Origin of the sequence: Pseudomonas sp. CAN1 (assembly GCF_030462585.1) — a bacterium.
In the GTDB taxonomy this organism is placed as follows: Bacteria; Pseudomonadota; Gammaproteobacteria; order Pseudomonadales; family Pseudomonadaceae; genus Pseudomonas.
Map to the genome: position 1 here is coordinate 58,929 of NZ_JASMRU010000013.1, position 23,910 is coordinate 82,838.

A 23,910-nucleotide genomic window follows, 5' to 3' on the forward strand; every position below is an offset into this window, starting at 1 on the left:
GGAAGGCTGGCCATTCCGATTCCATTTGCCATCCGATCTAAGGAGTGCGCTCGATGTTCGAGGGCAAGCGCCGCCTCTTTCCCTGGGTCAGTCCGACACGACTGGTCCTGCTGTTTTCCCTGGCCCTGGTGCTGTTCTACAACTTCGCCACCTGGCGCGCGCTGAACAGCCTGGTGCCGATGGAGGGCGTGTGGGGCGTGGCGTTCTTCGCCTCGTTCGGCCTGTTCCTCTGGGCTGCCTTCAGCCTGCTGCTGACCCTGGTGTCGTTCCGCCCACTGCTCAAGCCGGCGCTGACCCTGGTGGCGCTGGTTTCAGCCGCGGCGGCGTACTTCATGAATACCTACGGTGTCGTGATCGATACCGTGATGGTGCAGAACATCATCGAGACCAACCCCGGCGAGGCCACTGCGCTGTTCAGCGCGCGCCTGGTCGGCTACCTGCTGCTGCTCGGCGTACTGCCGGCGGCGATCATCTGGCTGACCCCGGTGCGCTACAGCCCGTTCTTCCGCGGCCTGCTGAACAAGGTGCTGGTGATCTTCGGCTGCCTGGTGGTGGTGGCAGTGTGCGTCGGCGCCTTCTATTCGACCTACGCTCCGGTGTTCCGCCAGGAAGAGAAGCTGACCCACTTCATTAACCCGACCAACTACATCTATGCGGTGAGCAAGTTCACCAAGCAGCGCCTGGGCATCAAGGAGAACCTGGTGGTGCAGCCCATCGGCGAGGATGCAGTGATGCCGCAGAAGGTGCGCGCCGACGGCAAGAAGTCGCTGATGATCTTCGTGGTCGGCGAGACCGCCCGTGCCGATCACTTCTCCCTCAACGGCTACGCCCGCGAGACCAACCCGGAGCTAAAGAAGCTCGATATCGTCAACTTCACCAACGTCAGCTCCTGCGGCACGTCCACCGCTGTCTCCGTGCCCTGCATGTTATCCAAGTTTCCCCGCGAGGATTACAGTGACAAGAAGGGCAAGACCAACCAGGGGCTGCTGGATATCCTCCAGCGCGTCGGCGTCTCGGTGCTCTGGCTGGACAACAACAGCGACTGCAAGGGCACCTGCCTGCGCGTGCCCAACCGCGACATTCCCAAGACTCAGCCCGGCCCGTTCTGCGACGGCAACCGCTGCCTCGACGAAGCCCTGCTGCAGGACCTGCAGGCCTACATCGACGGCCTGCAGGACAACGCCATCATCGTCCTGCACGCCGACGGCAGCCATGGTCCGGAATACTACGACCGCTACCCGAAGTCGCTGGAGCGCTTCACTCCGGTCTGCCATACCAACCAGCTTGGTAGCTGCAGCAGCGAGGAGTTGGTGAACGTCTACGACAACACCATCCTCTACACCGACTTCTTCCTGGCCAAGGTGGTGGAACTGCTCAAGCACAACGAGGAGCGCTTCGCCACCTCGATGCTCTATGTCTCCGACCACGGCGAATCGCTGGGCGAGAACGGCGTGTACCTGCACGCCGCGCCCTACGCCATCGCACCCAAGGCGCAGACCCACGTGCCGATGGTGATGTGGTTCGGCAACGGCGCGCTGGGCGGCATGGGCGTGGACCGCGGCTGCCTGGAGAAGAAGGCTGACGGCGGCGAGCTGAGCCACGACAACCTGTTCCACACCGTGCTCGGCGTCTACGGCGTGAAGACCAGCCTGTACCAGCCGGGCCTGGACATCTTTCACTCCTGCAAACGCGACGTGACCGCCGCCCAGTAACCTGACGGCAAGGCATGAAAAAGGCCCTGCGGTTTGCACCGCAGGGCCTTTTGTCTTTGCGCTGGCGCTTACTTGTCGCGTACCAGCAGTACCGGGCGATTGCTGACGCGCAGCAGGCCTTCGGCCACGCTGCCCAGCATCAGGCGGCGCACGCCACGGCGACCGTGGGTGCCCATGACGATCACGTCGGCCTTGGCGGCTTCGGCTTCGATCTCGATGCGCTCGGCGATCTCCTCGCTGGCGCGTTCCTGGCAGACCCGCTCGAAGCTGGACTTGACCGGGAACTCGGCAATCTTTTCCTTCGCCTTGCCGAGGATGTCGTCGGCGGCCTTCAGCGCGGCTTCGCGCAGCGGCTCGGGATTGTAGTAAACGGCGTAATCGGGCAGGTGTCGCAGCGGGCTGTCGACGATGGTGATCACGCGCAGTTCGCCTCCGCTCAGCTGGGCCAGCTTGGCCGCTTCGACCAGGGCACGGTCGGAAACCGGGCTGCCGTCCACTGCTACCAGGATGCGCTCGTACATGGTGTTTTCCCTCAATGAGTGGCTTGGTAAGGAAACTCTATCCCCCCATGGGCGAGAATCCCTTGCGCAGCGTCAATGGTAGTCGGTGTGTCTGAACGTGCCGGGAATAGAGCGGGCTGTTTCGCTGATTGCGGAGCTTGCCTGTACGTAGGAGCGGACTCCGTCCGCGATCGCTCATCGGCGGCTCGATGGGTAGGCCCGGTGCGTGGGTGAAACGATCGCGGACGGAGTCCGCTCCTACGAGATACATCTGCGCTCGGGTTGGCCCTCACCCTAACCCTCTCCCAGGGGGAGAGGGGACCGTTCGGTGCAGGATGGAACTACAGCGTCAGCCGGTACAATCTGCTTCCTCTCTCTCTGGGAGAGGGCTGGGGTGAGGGGGATGCATCGGCACGGACTCCCCAGAAGAAGACAGTTGCTCTTACGCAGTCCTGGTAGGGCGCATAACGCGCCAGCGTTATCTGCCGCGCGGTAACCGGCGGATAACCTGTTCCAGGTTATGCGGCCTACGTTGCTGAATGCGGAGCTTGCCTATACGTAGGAGCGGACTTTGTCCGCGATCGCTTGCCGGCAGCTCCGAGGTGGCCGGTCGAACATCGCGGACGGAGTCCGCTCCTACGCAGCCGGGTGGAACGACACCCATGAAAAAAGCCGCCAGCGGATGCCCGCTGGCGGCTTCTTAATGACGCGTCGGTGGGATCAGCCAGCGACCAGCACGCGGATCGCCTCCAGGCGCAGCGAGGCCTTGTCCAGCAGGGCCAGGCTGTCGTAACGCTGCTTGCGCAGGGCGTCCAGTTCGCTGTCGCGCACGCTCGGGTTGACGGCCTTGAGTGCGGTCAGGCGCGCCAGTTCCTCGTCCAGGGTGGCGGTCAGTTGCTGACGGGCAGCCTCGACGCGTTCGGCATGGCGCGGGGTTATCTTGGTCTCGGCCTGGGAGAACTGCTTGGCCAGGACGTCGCGCTGGGCCTGGACGAACTTGTTGGCGCTGGCGCGCGGCACGCTTTCCAGCTGGTCGTTCAGGGTGTCGAACGACACGCGCGCGGACAGGTCGTTGCCGTTGGCGTCCATCAGGCAGCGCAGCGCCACCGGCGGCAGGAAGCGACCCAGCTGCAGCCTGCGCGGCGCCACGGCTTCGCTGACGAACAGCAGCTCCAGCAGCACGGTGCCGGGCTTCAGCGCCTTGTTCTTGATCAGCGCCACCGAGGTGTTGCCCAGCGAGCCGGACAGCACCATGTCCATGCCGCCCTGCACCATGGGATGTTCCCAGGTGAGGAACTGCATGTCCTCGCGGGCCAGGGCCTGGCCGCGGTCGTAGGTGATGGTCACACCCTCGTCGTCGCCCAGCGGGAAGCTGGCGTCGAGCATCTTCTCGCTGGGGCGCAGGATCAGCGCGTTCTCGGAGTGGTCTTCGCTGTGGATGCCATAGGTATCGAACAGCTTCTCCATGTAGATCGGCAGGGCGAACTGGTCGTCCTGCTCCTCGATGTCCTCCACCAGCTTCTCGCCTTCGCCGGCGCCACCGGAGTTCAGCTCCAGCAGTCGGTCGCGGCCGCTGTGCATTTCCGCTTCCAGCGCTTCGCGGGCGGCAGTGCCTTCGGCCAGCAGGGCTTCGAACGCATCGTCGTCGCCGCCGTCGAGCAGCTCCACCAGGCGCGGGCCGAAGCGGTGCTGCAGGGCGTTGCCGGTGGGGCAGGTGTTGAGGAAGGCGTTCAGCGCCTGGTGGTACCACTGGAACAGGCGTTCCTGCGGGCCGTTCTCCAGATGCGGGACGTGGATCTGGATGGTGTGCTTCTGGCCGATCCGGTCGAGGCGGCCGATGCGCTGCTCCAGCTGGTCCGGGTGGGCCGGCAGGTCGAACAGCACCAGGTGGTGGGCGAACTGGAAGTTGCGGCCTTCGCTGCCGATTTCCGAGCAGATCAGCACCTGGGCGCCGAACTCTTCGTCGGCGAAGTAGGCGGCGGAGCGGTCGCGCTCGAGGATGCTCATGCCCTCGTGGAAAGCGCTGGCCGGGATGCCGGACTTCACGCGCAGCGCGTCGCCCAGGTCGAGGGCGGTCTCGGCGTGGGCGCAGATCACCAGCACCTTGTACTGCTTGAGCATCTTCAGGGTGTCGATCAGCCAGTCGACGCGCGGGTCGAAACGCCACCAGCGGGCGTTCTCGTCGCCGTCCTCGGCCTGGGCCTGGAAGCTGACTTCCGGATACAGGTCCGGGTGGTCGCCCAGCGGCAGTTCCATGTACTCGATCGGGTTGGGCAGCACGTACGGGTGCAGCTGGCGCTCGGGGAAGCCCTGCACGGCGGCGCGGGTGTTGCGGAACAGCACGCGGCCGGTGCCGTGGCGGTCCAGCAGCTCGCGCACCAGGCGAGCGCGGGCGTCTTCATTGCCGGCCTCGACGCTGGCCAGCAGCTCGTCGCCTTCGGCGCCGAGGAAGCCGTGGATGGCTTCACGGGCGGCAGGGGAGAGGGTGCCCTGGTCCACCAGCTCCTGCACGGCCTCGGCGACCGGACGGTACTGGGTGCTTTCGCTGCGGAAGGCTTCCAGGTCGTGGAAGCGGTCCGGGTCGAGCAGGCGCAGGCGCGCGAAGTGGCTGTCCAGGCCCAGCTGTTCCGGGGTCGCGGTGAGCAGCAGCACGCCGGGGATGACCTGGGAAAGCTGCTCGACCAGTTGGTATTCGGGGCTGGCCTGTTCCGGGTGCCAGACCAGGTGGTGGGCTTCGTCGACCACCAGCATGTCCCACTCGGCGGCGAACAGCGCGTCCTGGGCCTTCTCGTCCTCGCGCAGCCACTCCAGCGCCACCAGGGCCAGCTGGGTGTCCTCGAAGGGGTTGCTGGCATCGCTCTCGACGAAACGCTCGCGGTCGAACAGTGCGACTTCCAGGTTGAAGCGCCGGCGCATTTCCACCAGCCACTGGTGCTGCAGGTTTTCCGGCACCAGGATCAGCACGCGGCTGGCGCGGCCGGAAAGCAGCTGGCGGTGGATCACCAGGCCCGCTTCGATGGTCTTGCCCAGGCCCACTTCGTCGGCCAGCAGGACGCGCGGCGCCATGCGGTCGGCGACTTCACGGGCGATGTGCAGCTGGTGCGCGATGGGCTGTGCGCGGGCGCCGCCCAGGCCCCAGAGGGAGGACTGCAGCAGGCGGGTGCGGTGTTCCAGGGTGTGGTAGCGCAGGCCGAACCAGGACATCGGGTCGATCTGCCCGGCGAACAGGCGGTCGCTGGCCAGGCGGAACTGGATGAAGTTGGACAGCTGGGTTTCCGGGACGGTGTGCTGCTCGTTCTGCGCAGTGAGGCCGTGGTAGATCAGCAGGCCGTCGACCTCGTCCACTTCGCGGACGGTCATCTTCCAGCCTTCGAAATGGGTGATCTGATCGCCCGGCGCGAAGCGCACGCGGGTCAGCGGCGCATTGCGCTCGGCGTACTGGCGGGTATCGCCGGTGGCCGGATAGAGCACCGTGAGCAGGCGTCCGTCGAGCGCAAGGATGGTTCCCAGCCCAAGTTCCGCTTCACTGTCGCTGATCCAGCGTTGACCGGGTTGATACTGCGCCATGGACACCTCCCAAAAAAAGCCGGCTATGGTACCGGAACGCGCAGCGTTCAGCGATGGCCGTCCGCGCCTTCGGTCGTGCGAAACGTCGGCAGAATCCGGCCGGAGGTCACCGCGCTTCGCGAATCCAAGGCATCGCCTCGCGAATCGAAGAAAGTGTAGCGAGGCGCTCTCAAGTCTGTAGTGCATCGGCCGATAGCCTGACCAGAGGACTTGTCGCCGGAATTCCCCACAGGGCTTGCCCCAGGATCAACCGATGCTGCCGCCGATTCCCCACAGTCTGCAACCCGTCACTGCCCAGCAGGACGTGCTCAGGCCGCGACCCGATGTCGCCCCGGTCACCCCGCCTGCCCCCAGCGCGGGGAACGCCGGCGTGGAGCTGGAGCGGCGTCCCGACGAACAGGCCCTGCGCGAGGAGTACCAGCGTCGGCGCAAACGCCGCCAACTGGCCGATGGCACTCCCGAGGGCGAGGCGCTGGAGGAGCTGGAGGAGGTCGAGGAACTCGGCGAGGACGTGCAGGCCGCCCAGCGCAAGGGGCTGTGGATCGATGTCGAGGTCTGAGCGCGCAGCGCGGTAGACTGCTTGCACTGCCGCAATCCCGAGCTGTCCATGCTGTTCGACGACGCCCCGATCCTCCCCGATGCCGAGCTGCGCCTGATCCCCGACTGGTGCCCGCCGCCGCGCGCCGCCCAGTGGCTGGAGCAGTTGCTCGAACAGACGCCCTGGGAACAGACCGTCGTCCACCTGCACGGGCGTGATTACCCGGTGCCGCGCCTGGTCAACTGGTACGGCGACCCCGAGGCCTTCTATACCTATTCCGGCCAGACCCACGCGCCGCTGCCCTGGACGCCGCTGCTCGCGGAAATTCGCCACGAGGTGGAGCAGGCCGCCGGCCAGCGCTTCAACGGCGTGCTGCTCAACTACTACCGCGACGGCCAGGACTCCATGGGCTGGCACAGCGACGACGAGCCGGAGCTGGGGCGCAATCCGGTGGTCGCCTCGCTGAACCTGGGCGGCACCCGGCGTTTCGACCTGCGCCGCAAGGGGCGAAACACAATCGAACATTCCATCGAGCTGTCCGGCGGTTCGCTGCTGGTCATGTCCGGCGCGACACAGCATTATTGGCAGCATCAGGTTGCCAAGACGCGCCGTCCGGTTGCGCCGCGCCTGAATCTGACCTTCCGCCTGGTGCACGCCCTGCCATGAGCAACGACGACAAGCTGATCGACTTCACCGCCGAGCGCGACAAGCGCATCCACGACGTGCACGAAAAGCGCCTGCAGGACGTGCGCAAGGCCTTCGAGCAGGCGCTGCCGATGGGCAAACCGCGCAAGAAGCCGAAGAACAAGCCGAAGAAACGCTGAAGACTTTTCCTGCAATAACCCGCAAAACCCCGATTTACGCCGTCAGGGCCCATCCTGCGCGGCGTCCCGCCGCACCCAAGCCCCTCTGAAACTTGACCTGCGTCAGTGCTCCGGCCCTCCCCGGAAAGCGCCTTGTCGACCATTGATCCAGGTCAATTTGCTCCGCCCGGCCGCCGGTAATCTGCACACATCCCCAGACGATGTAGGCAACAGGAGGCCAGCATCATGTTCATCGACGAAGTGGTTCTAGCAGGCGTCCTTACCGTTGGCCTCATGGTTCTGTTCTTCGGTGGGGTCGGAATTTTCATCTGGAAGGACAGCCACAAGAAGAGCTGATCCTTACAGATACACAGAGCACGCAAGGCACTTCGGGCGACTTAGGTCGCCCGTTTTTTTTGCCTCGACGAAAGTCGGGATGACATATCGTTAGCTTGCTAATAATATGATCGGCAACTATTCCGTCATCCCCGTGGCCGACTATCTTTAAGCGATAGACCCGGACCCTTTTGAGAGACCGCGTGCGACCTACGCTGCAGGCATTCCTCGCGCCGGATACGCTGGCGCTGAAATTCGCGATCAAGACGCTCCTGGCCGGCGGCCTGGCGCTATGGTGCGCCTTCCGTTTCGACCTGGAGCAGCCGCAGTGGGCGCTGATGACGGTGTTCATCGTGTCCCAGCCGCTGTCGGGCATGGTGGTGGCCAAGGGCATCTTCCGCCTGATCGGCACCCTGGTCGGCACCGTCATGTCGGTGGTGATGATGGCGCTGTTCGCCCAGACCCCCTGGCTGTTCCTGCTGGCCATCTCGCTCTGGCTCGGCCTCTGCACGGCGGCCTCGACCACGCTGCGCAACCACGTTTCCTACGCCTTCGTGCTGTCGGGCTACACCGTGGCGATCATCTGCCTGCCAGCCATCAGCCACCCGCTGGAAGTGTTCGACCAGGCCGTGGCGCGCAGTACCGAAATCTGCCTGGGGATTCTCTGTGCCTCGGCCATCAGCGCCATCCTCTGGCCGCGCCGGGTCGAGGCCAACCTCGACAAGCAGGCCCACGCCACGTGGCTCACGGGCATGCAGGCCGCGCGCAGCGAGATCGATGCCGATGCGCGGCAGATCAAGGGGTTGTTGCAGGCGCTGGGCAAGATCGTCGAAGTCGATGTGCAGCGCGACCATGCCTGGTTCGAGGGCTACCGCGGGCGGATGCGTTCGCGGGCGCTGCGGATTCTTTCCCGCGACCTGCTCAGCCTGCTGCGCACCGCGCGTGGCGTGGCCCGCCAGCGCAGCGTGCTGGATGGCGAAGATCGCGCACGCCTGCAACCCTGGTTCGAGGAGTTGCGCGCCGTGCTGGACGATCCCCAGGTTGATGCCATGCGCTCCCTGCAGGAGCGCCTGCAATTGGCGGGGTTGGAGGAGAGCTACTCCAACGACCTGCGCTATTGCCTGACACGCTGCTCACTGTTGCTGCTCAAGGCGCTGAACTCGGAGAGCACCATGCGCGCGGTAGCGGACGGGCGGGTGGACGATGCGGCCACCGGCACCCTGTCCTGGCACCGCGACTGGCTGATGGCGCTGTTCTATGGCTCGCGCAGCGCACTGGCGCTGCTGGGCATGTCGGCGTTCTGGATGGCCACCGCCTGGCCCGCCGCAACCGGCGGCATGTTGCTGGCGGCGGTGATCTGCAGCCTGTTCGCCAACCGCGACAATGCCGTCACCATCGGCCTGGGTTTCCTGCGCGGCATCCTCTACGCGATCCCGGCGTCGGCCATCGTCAGCCAGTGGCTGCTGCCGCAGTGGAATGGCTTCCCGCTGCTCTGCCTGGCACTGGGGGTACCGCTGTTCTTCGCCCTGCTGGCGATGGCCACGCCGGCGCTGGCTGGCACGGCGACGTCCTTCTCGATCCACTTCATCACCCTGGTGGCGCCGAGCAACGTGATGAAGTACGACCTGGCCAACCTGCTCAACTCCGCCCAGGGCATCGTCATCGGCGTGGGCTTCGCGGTGCTGGTGTTCCGCCTGCTGACCCTGCCGGCGGACTGGCTCAACCGCCGCCTGATCCAGGCCACCTGCGACGACCTCGGGCGCCTGACCCGGCGCTCGCTGGCCGAGGCAGAGAGCTGGTTCGGCGGGCGCATGGCCGACCGCCTGATCCGCCTGGCGCGACACTACACCCTGCTGCCGAAGGAGGATCAGCGGCGCTGGCAGGACGGCCTGCTGGCGCTGGACCTGGGCAACGAGCTGATCCACCTGCGCGCCTGCTTGAGCGGCGCCCAGGGCCAGTTGCGCAAGCGTCGCGACCAGTTCCTCGGTTCCCTCGCCGGCGTGCTGGAGAAAGGCCCGGCCCAGGGCCGCGAACAGCGCCTGGAAAGCCTCTGCCCGCCGCTGGAAGAAGCCCTGGCCCACGACCTGCAGGGCGACAATGAACCCAACCGCCTGGCCCGCGCGGCGCTGGCGCAGTTGCGTCACACCTGGCGGCAGTGGTGCCGGCTGGAGGAACCCCATGGGGCTGCATGAGTTCGGCTGGGGCGGGGTGTACATCAGCCCGCTGTTCATCTACGCGCTGCTGGCCCTGGGCCTCACCGTGGTCTTGCGCCTGCTGCTGCAGGCAACCCCCTTCGGCCGCTGGATCTGGCACGAAGCCCTGTTCGATTGCTCGCTGTTCGTGCTCATCCTCTGCGGCCTGACCTGGGCCCTGAGCGCGGCACCTTGAGAGGAGAAGCGGTATGCGCGGATATCTTCGCGTAGCGGTCACCATCATCCTGGTCATTGCCGCCGTGCTGGCCGGCACCTGGCTGTGGCGCTACTACATGCTGTCACCCTGGACCCGCGACGCCCGCGTGCGCGCCGACGTGGTGGTGATAGCGCCGGACGTCTCCGGCTGGGTCACCGACCTCGCCGTGCAGGACAACCAGCAGGTCAAGGCCGGCGACCTGATCATGCGCATCGACCACGAGCGCTACGCTGCCAACCTGGAACAGGCCAAGGCGGTGGCCGAGACGCGCCAGCAGCAATACCGCCTGCGCCTGAGCGAAGCCTCGCGGCGCAACAAGCTGGGCATCGCCGCGATCAGCGCCGAGGACAAGGAAACCGCGCAGATCAACGCCGCCATCGCCAAGAGCGAGTTCGACGAGGCCCAGGCCCAGGTACGCCTGGCGCAACTCAACCTGACCCGCAGCGAGATGCGCGCGCCGCGCGACGGCCAGGTCACCAACCTGCGCCTGGCCCAGGGCAACTACGCCCAGGCCGGCCAGGCGATGATGGCGCTGGTAGACCAGAAGTCCTTCTACGTCACTGCCTACTTCGAGGAAACCAAGCTGCCCGGCATCCGCGTCGGGCAGAAGGCCCAGGTGGTGCTGATGAGTGGTGATACCCCGATCGACGGCACGGTGGAGAGCATCAGCAGCGGCATCACCGACCGCAACGCCATCCCCGACAGCCAGTTGCTGGCCAACGTCGAGCCGACCTTCAACTGGGTGCGCCTGGCCCAGCGCATCCCGGTGCGCATTCGCCTGGACCAGGTGCCGGAGGGCGTGCACCTGAGCGCCGGGATGACCGCCAGCGTCACCGTCAGGCAGTGATCGGCGTGCTCGCCCGTTCGCGTTGCAGCCAGCACGACAGCGCCGCGCAGAGAATGGCGGCGACCACCAGCGAGATGCCCACCCAGGGCGCCCAGGCGATGCCCGCCAGGCTGATCACCGCGCCGCCCAGCGCTGCGCCGAGGGCTACGCCCAGGTGCATGGCCGAGGTGTTAAGCGCCACCCCGGCACTGCCGCTGGCCGGGTCGCTGGCCAGCAGGTAGCTCTGTACCGCCGGCGAGATCATCCAGCTGATGGTGCTCCAGACCATCAGCGCGCCCAGCAGCAGCCACGGGTGACCGACGCTCAGCGGGATCGCCAGCATCGCCAGGGCGAACAGCACCGGCACCGCCAGCAGCGCGCGGCGCTGGCCGAGATGGTCGCTCAGCCAGCCACCCAGGTAACCGCCGCCAATGGCCGCCAGTCCGATCAGCAGCAGGGTGAGGGCGATGCCCTGGCTGTCGGTGATCCCGGCGACCTGCTGGAACCAGGGGGTGATGTAGGCGAACAGGGTGAAGTGCCCGCCCAAAAGCAGGATCGACACCAGCTGCGCCAGGTTCAGCGCGGGATTGCGCAGCTGGCGCCGGTAGGCCGCGCCATTGGCCGGGCTGCCCAGCGTGCGGCGGGGCAGGGCGATGCGCAGCAGGGCGGCCAGCGGCAGCGAATACAGGGCGATGGCGGCGAAGATCCAGCGCCAGCCGAACCAGTCGTTGACCAGCACGCCGGCCGGCACGCCGAACACCAGCGAACCGCTGATGCCCATGAAGATCAGCCCGATGGCGCGCCCGCGCTGTTCCGGCGGCGCCAGCTCCACCGCCAGCAGGCTGGCCTGCATGATCAGCAGCCCGCAGCAGGCGGCCATGCCGATGCGCATCAGCAGCAGGGCAACGTAACCGGGGCTCAGCGCTGCGCCGGCGTTGAACGCGGCGAACACCAGCAGGGTGATGGCCAGCAGCCGGCGGCAGTCGGCGCCACGGGTGAGCCAGCCGAGCAGCGGCGCGGCGATGGCAAAACTCAGGGAGAACAGGCTGGTGAGCTGCCCGGCAAGGCTGAGGGAGACGTGCAGGTCGGCGGCGAGCGAAGGCAGGATGCCGGTGAGGATGGCCTCGGCGAGGCCCGCGGCGAAGGTGCAAAGGGACAGCAATAGCAGTCGAAGGTCCATGGCGGCTCCGATTCCCGGTGAGGGGTTTCGGGCACGACGCCTTCGGTTATCCCAGATGGTTGTGGTGTGACGGGGGCAGGGTAGTCGAGCGGGAAACTGTATACAAGTTTCCGGGGCCGAACGGCCGGCCCCGGAATGCGCGTCAGCCGATGGTGATCGGCGGCAGGGCGGGCAGCTCGATGTTGAGCTTCTCGGTGGGCGCCATTACCTCGGCTTCGCCCTTGACCACGGCCTTGCCGTCCTGGTTGAGCACCACGGTGCCGATGCGCACGCGGTTCTTCGGCAGCTTTTCCAGTACTTCCAGCTCCACGGTCAGTTCGTCGCCCAGCTTCACCGGGCGGGTGAACGCCAGGTTCTGGCCGAGGTAGATGGTGCCCGGGCCGGGCAGGGTGGTGGCGATGGCCGCACTGATCAGCGCGCCGGTGAACATGCCGTGGGCGATGCGCTCCTTGAACTGGGTGGTGGCGGCGTAATCGGCATCCAGGTGCACCGGGTTGCGGTCGCCGGAAACCTCGGCGAACAGCTGGATTTCGCGCTCGCCGACGCTGCGCTGGAAGCTGGCCTTCTGGCCGACTTCGAGTTCGTCGTAGGGGACGTTTTGAACCATGTTCTGTGTAGCGCTAGTCATAGGGGCTCCTCGGATTTCTCGACCTGCGGGACGGAGCAGTGCACGCCCAGCCAGTCGATCAGGTTGGTGGTGACCTCGTCGCGGTTGCTCTCGTTGAACAACTCGTGGCGAGCGTCGGGATAGATCTTCAGTTGGACGTCACGAGCCCCGGCGCGGGTCATCGCCTGGGCGAGATCGCGCAGGCGGCTGCCCTGGCTGACCGGGTCGCGCTCGCCGCCGATGACCAGCACCGGCAGCTCGCTGCGGATGCGCGACAGGTGTTCCACGGGGGTTATATCCGCCAGGCCGCCGAGCAGATCCACCCAAAGCTGGTTGCTGCAGCGGAAGCCGCAGAGCGGGTCGGCGACGTACTTGTCGACCTCGACCGGGTCGCGGCTGAGCCAGTCGAAGGCGGTGCGATTGGGTTTGAAGGCCTTGTTGAACGAGCCGAAGGACAGGAAGTCGATCAGCGCGCTGTGCCCCAGCGGGCCCTGGCGCCAGCGTTCGAAGCGGGCAATCAGGCGGGCGCTCTTGTACAGCGCTACTGGCTGGTAGTTGGAGCCGGACAGCACCACCGCCTGCACGCTGGCGCTGTGCTGCAGCAGGTAGGCGCTGCCGATGTAGCTGCCCATGCTGTGGCCGAGCAGGATGATCGGCAGGTCCGGGTGCTCTTCGCGTACATGCTGGTTCAGGCTGTGCAGGTCGCCGATCACCTTGCCCCAGCCGCCGCGGTCGGCGTAGTGGCCCAGTTCGCCGTTCTCGGCGGTGCGGCCGTGGCCGCGCTGGTCGATGGCGTAGAGGTGGTAGCCGGCAGCGTTCAGCGCAAGCCCCAGGCGCTCGTAGCGGCCGGCGTGCTCGGCCATGCCGTGGGAGAGCATCAGGGCGCCGCGGGACGGGCCTTCCGGCGCCCAATGGCGGGTATAGAGCGGTGTCTCGTCGCTGGCGGCAAGCCAGTAGGCGGCGTAGGGCATGGGGTCCATCCTGCTTGTTGTTCGTCGATTCTTGTTGGAATGGGGCCATGGAACGGGCCGGACGCGGCGATTCTGCCACGCCAGGACATCTTCTGTATGGATTGCCGACAGCGCCCGGTCGCCGCCGCGTAGGGCCCGTCCTAGGCGGCCGTCGGCTCTATCCCGCGCCATGCCGGGATGGTGGCGCAAGATTCACGCAGTCTATGACGCTTGCCGGAGTCTTTGCGATGACCGGAGGACCTGCTAGCTTCCGTCGAATGACCGCAATGGCGGTTCGGTTTCGCTCAGGTACGAGGACAAGAATAAATGCAACCTGATTTCTGGAACGACAAACGCCCGGCCGGCGTGCCCAGCGACATTGACCTGACCGCCTACAAGTCGGTGGTGGAAGTCTTCGAGCGCTCCTGCAAGAAATTCGCCGACCGTCCCGCCTTCAGCAACATGGGCGTGACCCTGACCTACGCCGAGCTGGACCGCCTGTCCGCCGCCTTCGGCGCCTACCTGCAGAAGCACACTGACCTCAAGCCCGGCGACCGCATCGCCGTGCAGATGCCGAACATCCTGCAATACCCCATCGCCGTGTTCGGCGCCCTGCGCGCCGGCCTCATCGTGGTCAACACCAACCCGCTCTACACCGCTCGCGAAATGCGCCACCAGTTCAAGGATTCCGGCGCCCGCGCGCTGGTCTACGTGAACCTGTTCGGCAAGCTGGTGCAGGAAGTGCTGCCCGACACCGGCATCGAGTACCTGATCGAGGCGCGCATGGGTGACATGCAGCCGGCGCTCAAGGGCCTGCTGGTCAACACCGTGGTCAAGCACGTGAAGAAGATGGTCCCGGAGTACAACCTGCCCCAGGCCGTCGCCTTCAAGGACGCCCTGCGTCAGGGCCGCGGCCATGGCCTGCAGCCGGTCAAGGTCGGCCTGGAAGACATCGCCGTGCTGCAGTACACCGGCGGTACCACCGGCGTGGCCAAGGGCGCCATGCTCACCCACGGCAACCTGGTGGCGAACATGCAGCAGGTACACGCCTGCCTGCAGCAGCACGGCCCGGACGGCAAGCCGCTGATGCAGGTCGGCAACGAGGTGATGATCGCGCCGCTGCCGCTGTACCACATCTATGCCTTCACCGCGAACTGCATGTGCATGATGGTCAACGGCAACCACAACGTGCTGATCACCAACCCGCGCGACATCCCCGGCTTCATCAAGGAACTCAAGCAGTGGCGCTTCTCCGCACTGCTGGGCCTGAACACCCTGTTCGTCGCCCTGATGGACCGCCCGGAATTCAAGGAGATCGACTTCTCCAACCTGAAGGTCACCAACTCCGGCGGTACCGCGCTGGTCACCGCCACCGCCGAGCGCTGGAAGGCCGCCACCGGTTGCACCGTGGTCGAAGGCTACGGCCTCACCGAGACTTCCCCGGTGGTCAGCACCAACCCCTATGGTGATGCGGCGCGCCTGGGCACCGTCGGCCTGCCGGTGCCGGGCACCGCGCTGAAGGTGATCGACGACGACGGCAATGACGTCGGCCTGGGCGAGCGCGGCGAGCTGTGCGTGAAGGGCCCGCAGGTGATGAAAGGCTACTGGCAGCGGCCGGACGCCACCGCCGAGGTGCTGGACGCCGAAGGCTGGCTGCGCACCGGCGACATCGCGGTGATCGACCCGGACGGCTTCACCCGCATCGTCGACCGCAAGAAGGACCTGATCATCGTCTCCGGCTTCAACGTCTACCCCAACGAGATCGAGGACGTGGTCATGGCCCACCCGAAAGTCGCCAACTGCGCGGCTGTCGGCGTGCCGGACGAGAAGTCCGGCGAGGCGGTGAAGCTGTTCGTGGTGCCCCGCGAAGGCGGCGTGACCGTCGAGGAGCTCAAGGCCTACTGCAAGGAAAACTTCACCGGCTACAAGGTGCCCAAGCACATCGTGCTCAAGGACGCCCTGCCGATGACCCCGGTGGGCAAGATCCTGCGCCGCGAGCTGCGCGAAACCGCGTAAGCCGGGCGTAAACGAAAAAGGGGGCTGATCCGCGATCAGCCCCCTTTTTTATTGCCGGATGTCCTGGTTGCCGGTGGTCAGCGCCGATCAACCACCACAGCCGCCGCAGCAACTGTTCTTCTTGCGCAGGATCTCGTAGAGATCGTCCTTGAGCTGCAGCTTCTGCTTCTTCAACGCCTCGATGGTGTCGTGGGAGGCAGGGGTGATGCCGGCTTCCATGTTCTTGATCTCCTGGTCGAGATCGTTGTGGCTATGGAAGAGCTTGGCGAAATGCGGGTCTTCGGCTTTCAGGCGGGTAATCTTTTCGCGGTATTCGGGAAACATGAGGGTTCTCCAGGAGAGTGCAGTAGCACTTTGCGAGATCCCGATCCGCAGAGTGTTGAGGCAGATCATTGAAGACGCCCAGTGGAGCGGGACGGAATCGCCGGATCGAACTTCGACGATATACCCTGTCATGGCCGCCGGCCCGAGGAGCATTTCCCGTTCTTTTTTCCGGTTTCATCTCCCTGAAATCCACTTTGTCGGACAATCCAACAAGGCTGCAAGCCTTCTGGGACGGGCATTTCCGACGAACGGGTGGTTGGTGACCGGAAAGCCTGTCTCCGGTCATTTTTCTTACGGGCGAGGCTGTGTTTGGTGCTGGTCGCTGTTTCTCAAAGCTGATAATCTCGGCCCGCTTTTCGCTCCCCGAGCCAGGGGAACGCGACATAAACACAACAAAGAACCGCGAACGCGGTAAAGATGAGCTGTTGCTTAGGAGTGGGCTTCCATGACCGACAATTTCTGGAAGGACAAATACCCAGTGGGGATCGCTGCCGAGATCAACGCTGACCAGTACCCGAACATCCTCGCGGTACTCAAAGAATCCTGCCAACGTTTTGCAGACAAGCCTGCCTTCAGCAACCTGGGCAAGACCCTGACCTACGGCGAGATGTACAAGCTCTCCGGGGACTTCGCCGCCTACCTGCAACAGAACACCGATTTGAAGCCCGGCGACCGCATCGCCGTGCAGCTGCCCAACGTGCTGCAGTACCCGGTCGTGGTCTTCGGCGCCATGCGCGCTGGCCTGGTCGTGGTCAACACCAACCCGCTGTACACCGCGCGGGAAATGGAGCACCAGTTCAACGACTCCGGCGCCAAGGCGCTGGTGTGCCTGGCGAACATGGCGCACCTGGCCGAGGAAGTGCTGCCCAAGACCGGCATCCGCAACGTCATCGTCACCGAAGTGGGTGACATGCTGCCGCCGCTCAAGCGCTTCATCGTCAATTTCGTGGTCCGCAACATCAAGAAGATGGTGCCGGCCTACAACATCCCCAACGCGCAGAAGCTCACCGACGTCCTGGCCAAGGGCCGTGGCAAGGCGGTGAAGGAAGTCTCGCCGCACAACGACGACGTCGCCGTGCTGCAGTACACCGGTGGCACCACCGGCGTGGCCAAGGGCGCGATGCTGACGCACCGCAACCTGGTCGCCAACATGCTGCAGTGCAAGGCACTGATGGGCGCCAACCTCAACGAAGGTTGCGAGATCCTCATCACCCCGCTGCCGCTGTACCACATCTACGCCTTCACCTTCCATTGCATGGCGATGATGCTCACCGGTAACCACAACATCCTGGTGACCAACCCGCGCGACCTGGCCAGCATGGTCAAGGAACTCTCGCAGTGGAAGTTCACCGGTTTCGTTGGCCTGAACACCCTGTTCGTCGGCCTGTGCAACAACGAAGGCTTCCGCAAGCTGGACTTCTCCGCACTGAAGCTGACCCTCTCCGGCGGCATGGCCCTGCAACAGGCCGCTGCCGAGCGCTGGAAGGACGTCACCGGCTGCGCCATCTGCGAAGGCTACGGCATGACCGAAACCAGCCCGGTGGTGTCGGTGAACCCGTTCCAGAACATCCAGATCGGCACCATCGGTATCCCGGTTCCGTCGACCCTGTGCAAGGTCATCAGCGATGACGGCCAGGACTTGCCGCTGGGCGAGCGTGGCGAGTTGTGCGTCAAGGGTCCGCAGGTGATGAAGGGCTACTGGCAGCGCCAGGAAGCCACCGACGAAATCCTCGACAAGGACGGCTGGCTGCGTACCGGCGACATCGCGATCATCCAGGACGACGGCTACATGCGTATCGTCGACCGCAAGAAGGACATGATCCTGGTGTCGGGCTTCAACGTGTACCCCAACGAGCTGGAAGACGTGCTCGCCACCCTGCCGGGTGTGCTGCAGTGCGCCGCTATCGGCATCCCGGACGAGAAGTCCGGCGAGGCGATCAAGGTCTTCGTGGTGTCCAAGCCGGGCGTCACCCTGACCAAGGAGCAAGTCATGCAGCACATGCACGACAACCTCACCGGCTACAAGCGTCCCAAGTCCGTGGAGTTCCGCGACAGCCTGCCGACCACCAACGTCGGCAAGATCCTGCGCCGCGAATTGCGCGACGAAGAGCTCAAGAAAATCAGGGCTTAAGCCGATAAACAAGAAACCCGCCGCAAGGCGGGTTTTTTGATGGGGCAAGGAAGCCAGTCCCTTATCCGCCTGAGGTGAACGCCTTGAACACTGCCCTCCGTTTGCGCGCCAAGGTCCTGCTCCTGGCCATCGTGCCGATCCTTCTCCTCACCTTGCTGTTGTGCGCCATTTCCACCGTTGCCCTGAAGCAGCTGGCAACCCAGCAGGAAGCGCAGATCCGCGAGAACCTCACCCAGGACCGCGAAGCCCAGCTGAAGAATTTCGTCGACGTGGCCCTGGCTGCCGTCGGCCCGGTCTACCAGGCCGCCGCCCAGGGCGATGCCCAGGCCCGCGAGCAGGGCGTGGCCATCCTCAAGCGCCTCGAATACGGCAAGGGTGGCTACTTCTGGGGCTACGACACCCGCTCCGTGCGCGTCTTCCAGGGCCTGAGCGACGAGCGCCTGGGCGAGGACTTCAGCACCTACCGCGACCCCAACGGCGTCTATGCGATCCGTGAACTGGTGGCGGCCGGGCAGAGCGGCCAGCACTACGTGCGCTACAGCTTCACCCTGCCGGGCGGCAACACCGTCGTGCCGAAGATCGGCTACGCGCACTTCCTGCCCAAGTGGAACCTGGTGTTCGGCACCTCGCTGAACCTCGACGACGTCGAGCGCGAAGTGAAGGAAGCCGGCGCCGCCTTCGACGCCAAGATCGACAACCTGCTGCTGCTCATGGGCGGCGCGGCGCTGGCGCTGCTGGTGGTGATCGGCCTGCTTGCCGGGTTGTTCAGCCGCACCATCGTCCAGCCCATCGTGCAGGTGCGCGACAACCTCGACGACATGGCCGCTGGCGACGGCAACCTGACCCACCGCCTGAACCTCGGTCGCCACGACGAACTGGGCGAGCTGGCCGGCTCGTTCAACCGTTTCGTCGAGAAGATTCACGTGCTGGTCCAGCAGGTCGCTGGCACCACCCAGCAGCTGTCCGGGCTGGTGGGCGACGTCGCCCAGCAGGCGCAGCGCTCCGAGCGTGCGATGGACGGCCAGCGCCACGAGACCGACCAGGTTGCCACCGCCATCAACGAGATGACCGCCGCCGCCCAGGAAGTGGCGCGCAGCGCCCAGCAGGCCGCCGACGCCGCCCAGCAGACCGACCGCGAAGGCCAGGCGGCCAAGCGCGAAGTGGACCTGTGCGTCGCGCAGATCAACGACCTGGCGGGCGAGGTGCGCACAAGCAGCGACTCCCTCGACACCCTGCGCCAGGACGTGCAGGGCATCGTCGGCGTGCTGGAGGTGATCCGCTCCATTGCCGAGCAGACCAACCTGCTGGCGCTCAACGCCGCCATCGAAGCGGCCCGCGCTGGCGAGGCCGGGCGTGGTTTCGCCGTGGTCGCCGACGAAGTTCGCGCCCTGGCCAGCCGCACCCAGCAGAGCACCGGGGAAATCCAGCAGATGATCGACCGCCTGCGCAGCACCACGGACGGCTCGGTAAGCGCCATGCAGCGCGCCAGCGACATGGCCGAGCGCACCCGCGGCCAGGCCAACCAGGCCGGCCAGTCGCTGGACGCCATCGCCCAGTTGATCGGCACCATCAACTCGATGAACGCGCAGATCGCCAGCGCCGCCGAGGAGCAGACCGCGGTGGCCGAGGAGATCAACCGCAGCGTGCACCAGATCGCTGGCGGCGTGGACAGCGTGGCGGATGACGCCGCCAAGGGCGCACGCACGGCGACTGAACTCAACGGCCTCGGCGAGCGCCTGCGCCAGCTCGTGGGCCAGTTCCGTATCTGATCCGGCGGGGCGCAACGCCCCGTCAATCCGGGCAGCCTGGTAATCGGCATGGCGGCCCGTGCCGGTCTTTTGCGACAATTCCCCCATTGTCGCCATGACAGCCCATTTCCGGGACCGGCTCCGCACCTGTTTGCGCCGCTCCCGCCTGATGCCCGCGAAGCCGATGACCACAGACAGTACGCCGACCCCCGAACAGCTCCTGCAGCGCATGGATCACGCGATGATCCGCGACCGCCATCGCCTGCGCCGGCAGCTCCACGAACTGCGCAAGCACCCTGACGAAGCCAAGCTGGCCCAGTGGGCCGAGCGCTTCCAGGCCTCCTGCGCCAAGGCTGAAGCACGCCGCGCAAGCATCCCGAAGATTCGCTACGACGACAGCCTGCCGATTGCCGCCAAGCGCGACGAGATCAAGGCCGCGCTGGAAAAGAGCCAGGTGGTGGTGATCGCCGGCGAGACCGGTTCGGGCAAGACCACCCAGTTGCCGAAGATCTGCCTGGAGCTGGGCCGCGGCACCCACGGCCTGATCGGCCATACCCAGCCGCGCCGGCTGGCCGCGCGTAGCGTGGCGACCCGCGTCGCCGAGGAGATCGGCACGCCGCTGGGTTCGCTGGTCGGCTACCAGGTGCGCTTCGAGGACCAGAGCGACGACAGCACGCTGATCAAGCTGATGACCGACGGCATCCTGCTGGCCGAGACCCAGCATGACCGCTACCTGGAACGCTACGACACGATCATCGTCGACGAAGCCCACGAACGCAGCCTGAACATCGACTTCCTGCTCGGCTTCCTGAAGACCCTGCTGCACCGCCGGCCCGATCTCAAACTGATCATCACCTCGGCGACCATCGACCTGGAGCGCTTCTCCAAACACTTCGGCGATGCGCCCATCGTCGAGGTCTCTGGGCGCACCTACCCGGTGGACACCTGGTACCGCCCGCTGGCGGCGGAAGTGGACGAGGACGGCGAAGCGCTGTTCGACGACCTCTCCGTGGACCAGGGCATCCTCCGCGCGCTGGACGAGATCGCCGCCCACGAGCGCGAAATCGGCAAGCGTCCCGGCGACGTGCTGGTGTTCCTCCCCGGCGAGCGCGAGATTCGCGACGCCGCCGACATGCTGCGCAAGGCCAACCTGCGCCACACCGAAGTGCTGCCCCTGTATGCGCGGTTGACGCCGGCCGAGCAGCAGAAAATCTTCGCGCCGATGCCGGGGCGCAAGATCGTGCTCGCCACCAACGTCGCGGAAACCTCTTTGACGGTGCCGGGCATTCGCTACGTGATCGACAGCGGCACCGCACGCATCAGCCGCTACAGCTACCGCGCCAAGGTCCAGCGCCTGCCCATCGAAGCCGTCTCGCAGGCCAGCGCCAACCAGCGCAAGGGCCGTTGCGGCCGGGTCGAGCCGGGCATCTGCGTGCGCCTGTACAGCGAGGAAGACTTCAACGGCCGCCCGGCCTTCACCGATCCGGAGATCCTGCGCACCAACCTGGCGGCGGTGATCCTGCAGATGCTCCACCTGCGCCTGGGCGACATCGAGGCCTTCCCCTTCATCGAGCCGCCGGACAGCAAGGCAATCAACGACGGCTTCACCCTGCTGCAGGAACTCTCGGCAGTGAACCGCGAGGGCCAGCTGACGCCGCTGGGCCGCCAGCTGGCGCGCCTGCCCGTCGACCCGCGGCTGGGCCGCATGCTGCTGGAAGCGGCGCAGCTGGGCAGCCTGCCGGAAGTGCTCACCGTGGCCAGCGCGCTGTCGGTGCAGGACCCGCGCGAGCGGCCGATGGACCGCCAGCAGGCCGCCGACCAGGCCCACGCGCAGTGGAAGGACCCGGACTCGGACTTCGCCGCGCTGATCAACCTCTGGCGCGGCTTCGAGGAGCAGCGCCAGGCGCTGGGCTCCAACCCGCTGCGCAACTGGTGCCGGAAGAACTTCCTGAATTACCTGCGCCTGCGCGAGTGGCGCGATGCGCACCGCCAACTGACGCTGATCTGCCGCGAACTGCAGCTGCCGTTCACCAAGCCCGACGCTTCTCGTAGGAGCGAGCTTGCTCGCGAACAGCCAAACGCTGCGAAACCCCAGGACAACAAAGGCCGCCAGCCCGCCGTCGATAAAGGTGCGAAGCCGGTTCGCGAGCAAGCTCGCTCCTACAAGGGCGGCGAGCCCGACACTAAGCCGCGCGACATCGACTACGCCGCCGTGCACAAGGCGATCCTCTCCGGCCTGCTCAGCCAGATCGGCCAGAAGGCGGAGGAGGGCGACTACCTCGGCGCGCGCCAGCGGCGTTTCTGGATTCACCCCTCCAGCGTGATCGGCCGCAAGAAGCCGCAGTGGATCATGGCCGCCGAGCTGGTGGAGACCACCAAGCTGTTCGCCCGCATGGTCGCCAAGATCGAGCCGGACTGGCTGGAGCCGCTGGCCGGACACCTGGTGAAGAAGAACTACCTGGAGCCGCACTGGGAGAAACGCCGTGGCCAGGTGGTGGCCTACGAGCAGGTCACCCTTTACGGCCTGATCATCATCGGCCGCCGCCCGGTGAACTACGGGCCCATCGACGCGCCGGTGTCCCGCGAGATGTTCATCCGCGAGGCGCTGGTGCGTGGCGAGATCAACAGCCGCGCCAAGTGCCTGTCGGCCAACCGCCAGTTGCTGGAAAAGCTCGACGAGCTGGAAGCCAAGGCGCGCCGGCGCGACATCCTCGCCGACGAGGAAACCCTGTTCGCCTACTACGACGAGCGCCTGCCGGCGGACATCTATCAGTCCGCCAGCTTCGAGAAGTGGTACGAGCGCGAGCACAGGCAGCAGCCGGACCTGCTGATCATGCGCGAGGAAGACGTCCTCGCCCGTGATGCCAGCGAAGTCACCGCCGGTCTCTACCCGGACCGCCTGCGCCTGGGCGACCTGCAATTGCCGCTCACCTATCATTTCGAACCGGGCCACGTGCGTGACGGCGTGACCGTGCGCGTGCCGGCGCCGCTGCTGCCGCAGCTGCCTGCGCAGCGCCTGGAGTGGCTGGTGCCGGGGCTGCTGGAGGCCAAGTGCATCGAGCTGGTGCGCAGCCTGCCCAAGGCCATTCGCAAGAACTTCGTGCCGGTACCGGACTTCGTCCGCGCCGCGCTGGGCAAGATGGTCTTCGCCGAGGGCGGGTTGTCCGAGTCCCTCGGCCGCGAGCTGCAGCGCATGACCGGCAGCCGCGTGCCGGAAGAGGCCTGGGCGGAAGCCGAGACCCAGGTGGAAAGCCACCTGCGGATGAACATCGAAGTGGTCGACGCCCGTGGCAAGTTCCTCGGCGAAGGCCGCGATCTGGCCGAACTCACCGCGCGTTTCGCCGAGGCCAGCCAGGCCGCGCTGGCGATCCCGCAGGCGGACAAACCGCAGAAACCAGTGGAAGCCAAAGGCTTCGGCGAAGTCGCCGAGAAGCTCCAGCAGAAGGTTGCCGGGCTGTCGATGACGGTTTACCCGGCGCTGGTGGAAGAGGCCGGCGTGGTGAAGGAGAACCGCTTCCCGACCCAGGCCGAAGCCGACTACCAACACCGCCGCGCCCTGCAGCGCCTGCTCCTGCAACAGCTGGCGGAGCCGGCCAAGTTCCTCCGGGGCAAGCTGCCGGGGCAGACCGACATGGGCCTGCTCTACCGCGAGCTGGGCCGCGTCGAGTCGCTGGTGGAAGACATCCTGCTGGCCAGCCTGGACAGCGCCATTCTGGATGGTGAAAGCAACCTGCCGCGCGATGGCGCCGGGCTCGCCTCCCTGGCCGAGAGGAAGCGCGGCGCCTGGACCGAACATGCCGAGCGCATCGCCCGCCTGACCCTGGAAATCCTCAAGCTCTGGCACGGCCTGCAGAAGCGCTTCAAGGGCAAGGTCGACCTCGCCATGACGGTGCCGCTGAACGACGTGAAGGGGCAGCTGGCCAAGCTGGTCTACCCCGGCTTCGTCCGCGATACGCCGCTGGAATGGCTGAAGGAATACCCGCGCTACCTGAAGGCAGTCGAGCAGCGCCTGGACAAGGTCGCCGGGCAGGTCCAGCGCGACCGGGTGTGGAGCGGCGAGATGGCCGGCTACTGGGAGCAGTATTCGGCGCGCCTGGCCAAGCACGCCCAGGAAGGCAAGCGCGATCCGGAGCTGGTGATGTACCGCTGGATGCTGGAGGAGTACCGCGTCTCGCTGTTCGCCCAGCAACTGGGGACGAAGGTGCCGGTGTCGGACAAGCGCCTGGCGAAACAGTGGAGCCAGGTCGAGGCCTGATGCTCCGA

The 23,910-nt window shown here is 66.1% G+C and carries 18 protein-coding genes; 12 read left to right on the forward strand and 6 right to left on the reverse strand.

The window, feature by feature from the left end:
* Positions 1 to 53 precede the first annotated feature (53 nt).
* Positions 54 to 1,712, forward strand: coding sequence for a phosphoethanolamine transferase (locus QO207_RS17830; protein ID WP_301533656.1), 1,659 nt, complete (start codon positions 54 to 56; stop codon positions 1,710 to 1,712).
* 68 nt (positions 1,713 to 1,780) lie between these two features.
* Here the strand turns inward: QO207_RS17830 and QO207_RS17835 are convergent, their stop codons facing one another.
* Entirely contained in the window at positions 1,781 to 2,233 is a 453-nt protein-coding gene (locus QO207_RS17835) for a universal stress protein (protein ID WP_184598468.1), read from the reverse strand.
* Between the two features lie 699 nt (positions 2,234 to 2,932).
* Entirely contained in the window at positions 2,933 to 5,785 is a 2,853-nt protein-coding gene (gene rapA / locus QO207_RS17840) for an RNA polymerase-associated protein RapA (RefSeq protein WP_301533657.1), read from the reverse strand.
* 247 nt (positions 5,786 to 6,032) lie between these two features.
* Between rapA and QO207_RS17845 the strand changes: the two genes are divergently transcribed.
* The 7 genes from QO207_RS17845 (at position 6,033) to QO207_RS17875 (ending at position 10,712) form a co-directional block, all read left to right on the forward strand.
* A complete protein-coding gene (locus tag QO207_RS17845) occupies positions 6,033 to 6,338 on the forward strand; it encodes an aspartate-semialdehyde dehydrogenase (protein ID WP_301533741.1) in 306 nt (101 codons plus the stop codon).
* Between the two features lie 48 nt (positions 6,339 to 6,386).
* On the forward strand, positions 6,387 to 6,983 hold the full coding sequence (locus QO207_RS17850) for an alpha-ketoglutarate-dependent dioxygenase AlkB (protein ID WP_301533658.1): 597 nt from the start codon (positions 6,387 to 6,389) through the stop codon (positions 6,981 to 6,983).
* On the forward strand, positions 6,980 to 7,141 hold the full coding sequence (locus tag QO207_RS17855) for a hypothetical protein (protein WP_184589551.1): 162 nt from the start codon (positions 6,980 to 6,982) through the stop codon (positions 7,139 to 7,141). The genes QO207_RS17850 and QO207_RS17855 overlap by 4 nt, the downstream gene beginning before the upstream one ends.
* Before the next feature lie 225 nt (positions 7,142 to 7,366).
* Positions 7,367 to 7,477 (forward strand): cytochrome c oxidase subunit CcoM, encoded by a 111-nt coding sequence (gene ccoM, locus QO207_RS17860; protein WP_017522205.1) that lies wholly within the window; start codon positions 7,367 to 7,369, stop codon positions 7,475 to 7,477.
* A gap of 182 nt (positions 7,478 to 7,659) precedes the next feature.
* The gene (locus QO207_RS17865; RefSeq protein WP_301533659.1) at positions 7,660 to 9,648 is read left to right on the forward strand and encodes an FUSC family protein; all 1,989 of its coding nucleotides are present in this window, start codon (positions 7,660 to 7,662) and stop codon (positions 9,646 to 9,648) included.
* A complete protein-coding gene (locus QO207_RS17870) occupies positions 9,635 to 9,844 on the forward strand; it encodes a DUF1656 domain-containing protein (RefSeq protein WP_301533660.1) in 210 nt (69 codons plus the stop codon). Before QO207_RS17865 ends, QO207_RS17870 begins: the two co-directional genes overlap by 14 nt.
* A 13-nt stretch (positions 9,845 to 9,857) precedes the next feature.
* Entirely contained in the window at positions 9,858 to 10,712 is an 855-nt protein-coding gene (locus QO207_RS17875; RefSeq protein WP_301533661.1) for an efflux RND transporter periplasmic adaptor subunit, read from the forward strand.
* Here the strand turns inward: QO207_RS17875 and QO207_RS17880 are convergent.
* The 3 genes from QO207_RS17880 to QO207_RS17890 all read right to left on the reverse strand — a co-directional run bounded on the left by QO207_RS17880 (position 10,702) and on the right by QO207_RS17890 (position 13,449).
* Positions 10,702 to 11,871, reverse strand: coding sequence for an MFS transporter (locus QO207_RS17880; protein WP_301533662.1), 1,170 nt, complete (start codon positions 11,869 to 11,871; stop codon positions 10,702 to 10,704). The two genes, QO207_RS17875 and QO207_RS17880, sit on opposite strands and share 11 nt — an antisense overlap.
* Positions 11,872 to 12,013: 142 nt before the next feature.
* Positions 12,014 to 12,499 (reverse strand): MaoC family dehydratase, encoded by a 486-nt coding sequence (locus tag QO207_RS17885; protein ID WP_301533663.1) that lies wholly within the window; start codon positions 12,497 to 12,499, stop codon positions 12,014 to 12,016.
* Positions 12,496 to 13,449 (reverse strand): alpha/beta hydrolase, encoded by a 954-nt coding sequence (locus tag QO207_RS17890; RefSeq protein ID WP_301533664.1) that lies wholly within the window; start codon positions 13,447 to 13,449, stop codon positions 12,496 to 12,498. The genes QO207_RS17885 and QO207_RS17890 overlap by 4 nt, the downstream gene beginning before the upstream one ends.
* A gap of 306 nt (positions 13,450 to 13,755) precedes the next feature.
* Between QO207_RS17890 and fadD2 the strand changes: the two genes are divergently transcribed.
* Complete coding sequence (gene fadD2, locus QO207_RS17895) at positions 13,756 to 15,444, forward strand: long-chain-fatty-acid--CoA ligase FadD2 (RefSeq protein ID WP_301533665.1); 1,689 nt, start codon at positions 13,756 to 13,758, stop codon at positions 15,442 to 15,444.
* A gap of 87 nt (positions 15,445 to 15,531) precedes the next feature.
* Here the strand turns inward: fadD2 and QO207_RS17900 are convergent, their stop codons facing one another.
* A complete protein-coding gene (locus QO207_RS17900) occupies positions 15,532 to 15,768 on the reverse strand; it encodes a YdcH family protein (protein WP_192224029.1) in 237 nt (78 codons plus the stop codon).
* Positions 15,769 to 16,213: 445 nt separating this feature from the next.
* On the opposite strand from QO207_RS17900, the gene fadD1 reads away from it, so the two are divergent.
* From fadD1 to hrpA, 3 genes are all read left to right on the forward strand, one after another.
* The gene (gene fadD1, locus QO207_RS17905) at positions 16,214 to 17,899 is read left to right on the forward strand and encodes a long-chain-fatty-acid--CoA ligase FadD1 (RefSeq protein WP_301533666.1); all 1,686 of its coding nucleotides are present in this window, start codon (positions 16,214 to 16,216) and stop codon (positions 17,897 to 17,899) included.
* An 83-nt stretch (positions 17,900 to 17,982) separates the two neighbouring features.
* Positions 17,983 to 19,668 (forward strand): methyl-accepting chemotaxis protein, encoded by a 1,686-nt coding sequence (locus tag QO207_RS17910; protein ID WP_301533667.1) that lies wholly within the window; start codon positions 17,983 to 17,985, stop codon positions 19,666 to 19,668.
* A gap of 163 nt (positions 19,669 to 19,831) precedes the next feature.
* The gene (gene hrpA / locus QO207_RS17915; protein ID WP_301533668.1) at positions 19,832 to 23,902 is read left to right on the forward strand and encodes an ATP-dependent RNA helicase HrpA; all 4,071 of its coding nucleotides are present in this window, start codon (positions 19,832 to 19,834) and stop codon (positions 23,900 to 23,902) included.
* Positions 23,903 to 23,910 lie beyond the last annotated feature (8 nt).

What these genes read in the sequence shown, in the direction of transcription:
- QO207_RS17870 (WP_301533660.1), top strand. Translation starts at nt 9,635, where the DNA reads ATGGGGCTGCATGAGTTCGGCTGGGGCGGGGTGTACATCAGCCCGCTG.
- QO207_RS17875 (WP_301533661.1), top strand. Translation starts at nt 9,858, where the DNA reads ATGCGCGGATATCTTCGCGTAGCGGTCACCATCATCCTGGTCATTGCC.
- QO207_RS17835 (WP_184598468.1), bottom strand. Translation starts at nt 2,233, where the DNA reads ATGTACGAGCGCATCCTGGTAGCAGTGGACGGCAGCCCGGTTTCCGAC.
- QO207_RS17845 (WP_301533741.1), top strand. Translation starts at nt 6,033, where the DNA reads ATGCTGCCGCCGATTCCCCACAGTCTGCAACCCGTCACTGCCCAGCAG.
- QO207_RS17885 (WP_301533663.1), bottom strand. Translation starts at nt 12,499, where the DNA reads ATGACTAGCGCTACACAGAACATGGTTCAAAACGTCCCCTACGACGAA.
- hrpA (WP_301533668.1), top strand. Translation starts at nt 19,832, where the DNA reads ATGACCACAGACAGTACGCCGACCCCCGAACAGCTCCTGCAGCGCATG.
- fadD2 (WP_301533665.1), top strand. Translation starts at nt 13,756, where the DNA reads ATGCAACCTGATTTCTGGAACGACAAACGCCCGGCCGGCGTGCCCAGC.
- ccoM (WP_017522205.1), top strand. Translation starts at nt 7,367, where the DNA reads ATGTTCATCGACGAAGTGGTTCTAGCAGGCGTCCTTACCGTTGGCCTC.
- QO207_RS17850 (WP_301533658.1), top strand. Translation starts at nt 6,387, where the DNA reads ATGCTGTTCGACGACGCCCCGATCCTCCCCGATGCCGAGCTGCGCCTG.
- QO207_RS17890 (WP_301533664.1), bottom strand. Translation starts at nt 13,449, where the DNA reads ATGCCCTACGCCGCCTACTGGCTTGCCGCCAGCGACGAGACACCGCTC.
- QO207_RS17900 (WP_192224029.1), bottom strand. Translation starts at nt 15,768, where the DNA reads ATGTTTCCCGAATACCGCGAAAAGATTACCCGCCTGAAAGCCGAAGAC.
- QO207_RS17855 (WP_184589551.1), top strand. Translation starts at nt 6,980, where the DNA reads ATGAGCAACGACGACAAGCTGATCGACTTCACCGCCGAGCGCGACAAG.
- fadD1 (WP_301533666.1), top strand. Translation starts at nt 16,214, where the DNA reads ATGACCGACAATTTCTGGAAGGACAAATACCCAGTGGGGATCGCTGCC.
- QO207_RS17880 (WP_301533662.1), bottom strand. Translation starts at nt 11,871, where the DNA reads ATGGACCTTCGACTGCTATTGCTGTCCCTTTGCACCTTCGCCGCGGGC.
- QO207_RS17830 (WP_301533656.1), top strand. Translation starts at nt 54, where the DNA reads ATGTTCGAGGGCAAGCGCCGCCTCTTTCCCTGGGTCAGTCCGACACGA.